The organism is Streptomyces nanshensis (assembly GCF_001751255.1).
Classification (GTDB): domain Bacteria; phylum Actinomycetota; class Actinomycetes; order Streptomycetales; family Streptomycetaceae; genus Streptomyces; species Streptomyces nanshensis_A.
On the sequence record NZ_LJGW01000633.1, the window covers coordinates 1 to 3,842 of the forward strand.

The 3,842-nt window shown below is 69.7% G+C and carries 2 protein-coding genes; both read right to left on the minus strand.

The window, feature by feature from the left end:
* Window positions 1–149 precede the first annotated feature (149 nt).
* On the minus strand, window positions 150–1,760 hold the full coding sequence (locus AN218_RS30545) for a M4 family metallopeptidase (RefSeq protein ID WP_070020284.1): 1,611 nt from the start codon (window positions 1,758–1,760) through the stop codon (window positions 150–152).
* A 272-nt stretch (window positions 1,761–2,032) separates the two neighbouring features.
* On the minus strand, window positions 2,033–3,826 hold the full coding sequence (locus AN218_RS30550; protein WP_420856037.1) for an ABC transporter ATP-binding protein: 1,794 nt from the start codon (window positions 3,824–3,826) through the stop codon (window positions 2,033–2,035).
* Window positions 3,827–3,842: the final 16 nt, after the last annotated feature.

Below are 3,842 nucleotides of genomic sequence, written 5' to 3' on the forward strand. Positions count from 1 at the left end.
GGTACCGCGCGCTGTCGCGCGCAGCCACCCGCCCCGCCGGTGTGCCAGGGGCCGCGACCCCGGCCGTACGCCCCGACGGGCGCCCGGCCGCGATCACTTGGCCGTGATCACTCGGAAGCGATCACTGGGACTCGGTCAGAGCGACCGGGTCACTTGACGGCGACGCCGGTCCAGGACGCCTCGACGGCCTTGGACTCGGTGCTGTCCTTGCCGAACAGGTCGTCCGACGCCTTCACGGTGGCCTTGCGGGCGTCCGCGTAGTCCGTGTTGGCGGTCATGTTCTCGGTCAGCGCCTTGAACCAGATCTGCTGGGCCTTGGTGATGCCGATGCCCTTGACGGTGGAGCCGTCGGAGGTGGGCGAGTCGTACTCGACGCCGTTCAGTTCGGACTTGCCGCTGCCCATGGACAGCAGGAAGAAGAAGTGGTTGGCGATGCCGGACGAGTAGTGGACGTCGACGTTGCCCGCGTCCGAGCTCCACTCGTCGAGTGAGTTGCCGTCCTTGCTCGGCTTGTCCATGTAGCGCAGCGGGCTGCCGTCGCCGTTGATGTCGATCTTCTCGCCGATGAGGAAGTCGCCGACGTCCTCCTTGTTCTTGGCGTGGAACTCGACGGCGGTGCCGAAGATGTCCGAGGTGGCCTCGTTGAGACCGCCGGACTCGCCCGCGTACTCCAGGCCCGCGGTCGCGGAGGTGACACCGTGCGACATCTCGTGGCCCGTGACGTCGATGGCGGTGAGCGGGGCCTTGTTGCCCTCGCCGTCGCCGTACGTCATGCAGAAGCAGCTGTCGTCCCAGAAGGCGTTGACGTAGTTGTCGCCGTAGTGGACGCGGCTGGGCGCACCCTTGCCGTCACCGGCGATGCCCTCGCGCTTGAACTCGTCCTTGTAGAAGTCCCAGGTCGCCGCACCGCCGAAGTGGGCGTCGACGGCCGCGGTCTGGGCGTCCTCCGGCTTGCCGGTGCCCCACTTGTTGTCCTTGTCGGTGAACTCCTTGCCGTCACCGCTCTCGCTGTTCTCCAGGTTCGTGGTCTTGCTGCCGCCACGGGACTTGTCGGTCAGCGTGAAGTTGCCGTCCGAACCGTCGGTGGTGAGCTTGACCTCGCCGGCGTACTGGCTGGTGCCGGTGCCGTCGGCCTCCTGGATGCCCTGGTACTGGTCCAGCTTCTTGCCGGTCTTGGCGTCGGTGATGATGTGGAGCTGGCTCGGCGCACCGGACTTCTGGAGGCCGCCCTTGACGGTCTCCCAGGCCAGAACGGGCTTGCCCTTCATCGCGAAGACGACCTGGCGCGGGGCCTTGCTGCCCTTCGCCTTCGGGGTGGCCGGCTTGGCGGACTTGCTGACGCCCTGGGTCGAGACGGCCATCTTGGCGTCCGAGGACCGGTCGACGCCGGTCTGCTTGCCGGACTTGGACTTGTGGACGACCAGGTCGCCGCCGAGGACGGGCATGCCGTCGTAGGTGCGCTCGTACCGGACGTGCGTCGCGCCGTCCTCGTTCTTGATGACGTCCTTGACCTGGAGCTTCTCCTTGGAGCCGAGGCCCAGAGCCTTGGCGTCCGCGGCCTTCGCCGCCGTGGAGTCGGCCTTCTTGATGAGCTGGGTCTTCTGCACCGCGCTCAGGGCGGCCGGCTGCGCACCGGCCTTCGCAGTGGACTCCTTCGCCGACTGGCCGGCGGAGGCCGTGCCGGCGGTGATGCCGGCCACGACGAGCGCGGCCGTGGCCGCGAGGGCCGATATCCGCTGCTTCTTGCTGAGGGATCTCACCAGGTGGCTCCTTCTGCCGTGGGGGCCGGACGGCCGCTGTGTGCGACGGTCCGTGCAGAACTGTGGAACAGGAATGCGAGTGGCCGAGCCGTGTGCGACGGCACGACCGCCGGTCACACTACTGTCGAGTACACGCGGATGTCACCGATTCCGTCAGACAGCGTTCACGGCTTGACCAGAATTTGTCCGTTACCGCGCGTGAGTTTTCCGAATAACGGACGCTTCTGTGGCGGGAGTTGAGGATTTCCCCAGGTCGCGGAAGTGCGGCGGGCCTACACCAGTGAGTCACGCCAGGCGAGATGCAGATCCGCGAATCTCCCGTTCTTGGCGATCAATTGACCCGGGGCGCCGTCTTCCACGATCCGGCCGCGCTCCATCACGAGTACCCGGTCCGCGATCTCGACGGTCGAGAGCCGGTGCGCGACGACCACCGCCGTACGGCCCCGAAGCACCGTCATCATCGCCTGCTGTACGGCCTGTTCGCCCGGAATGTCCAGAGAGGACGTCGCCTCGTCCAGGACGAGCACGGCCGGATCCGCGAGCAGCGCGCGGGCGAACGCCACGAGCTGGCGCTGCCCCGCGGAGATCCGTCCGCCCCGCTTGCGCACGTCGGTGTCGTAGCCCTCGGGCAGCGCGGCGATGAACTCGTGGGCGCCCAGGGCCTTCGCGGCGCTCTCGATGTCCGCGCGCGAGGCGTCCGGACGTCCGATGGCGATGTTCTCCGCGACGGTGCCGGAGAAGAGGAACGCCTCCTGGGTCACCATCACGACGTTGCGCCGCAGTTCGGCTCCCGCGACGTCACGCAGATCCACGCCGTCGAGCAGCACACGGCCCGTCGTCGGGTCGTAGAGCCGGGCCAGCAGCTTCACGAGCGTCGACTTGCCGGCGCCGGTGGCGCCGACGAGCGCCACCGTCTGCCCCGCGTCGAGCGTCAGTTGGAAGGACGGCAGCACTTCGCCGCCCGTGCGGTAGCCGAACGAGACCGCGTCGAAGACGACGTCGCGCCCGCGCCGCGCGTGCTGCCCCGCTGCGTCCGGCCCTGCCGCGTCCGGCTGTTGCCTGCTGTCCTGCCCGCCGTTCTGCCCGCCGTTGAGCCCGTGGCCTGGTCGCCCGGCGTGGCGCGGGGGAAGGCCGCGCGGGGAGGCGGGCTCGGGGACGGACGGGCGCTGCGCCAGCAGCCCGGCGATCTTCTCCAGCGAAGCGGCCGCCGACTGATAGGAGTTGAGGAACATCCCCAGGTGGTCGATCGGCTCGTACAGCCGGCGCAGATAGAGCGCGGCGGCGGCCAGCACGCCGAGCGCCAGGTCCTGGGCGGCCACCCGGTAGGCGCCCCACACCACGATCGCGGCGAGCGCGGTGTTCGCGGTCAGCCGCGAGGCGACGACGTAACGCGCCATCTCCAGCAACGAGTCGCCGTTCGCCCGCAGATGACGGCCGTTGAGCCGCGCGAACTCCTCGTCGTTCGCCCGCTCGCGCCGGAACGCCTGTACGGCGCGGATGCCGCCGACGGTCTCGGTGAACTTCACGATGACCGAGGCCATCGCCGAGGACCGGCTGCGGTAGACGCGCTCCGAGCGCCGCTGGAAGTCGCGTACGAGCAGACCCAGCGGGACGAAGCTCGCCAGGGCCGCCGCGCCGAGACCGGCGTCCAGCCACAGCAGCGTCAGCACGATATAGACGACGGAGACGACGACGGCCAGCAGCTCCTGAAGCCCCTCGTCCAGCAGTTCGCGCAGCGAGCCCACGTCGGTGGTGGCGCGGGAGATGAGACGGCCCGAGGTGTAGCGGTCGTGGAAGTCGACGTCCAGGGCCTGTGCGTGACGGTGGATACGGCCGCGCAGCTCCAGCAGCACCCGCTGGTTGATGCGCGCGGCGGCGACGATGAACGCGTACTGGAGGCCGCCCGCGGCCAGCGCGCAGGCGAGATACGCCAGCCCGACCGCGACGAGCGGACCGGTGTCCGCGCCCCCGCCGCCCTGCCCCCGCAGCGCCGGGACGGCGCGGTCGATCGCGTACGCCACGAGCAGCGGACCGGCCTGCACCGCGGCCTGCTGGAGCAGCAGCAGAAGCGCCGTCGCAGCC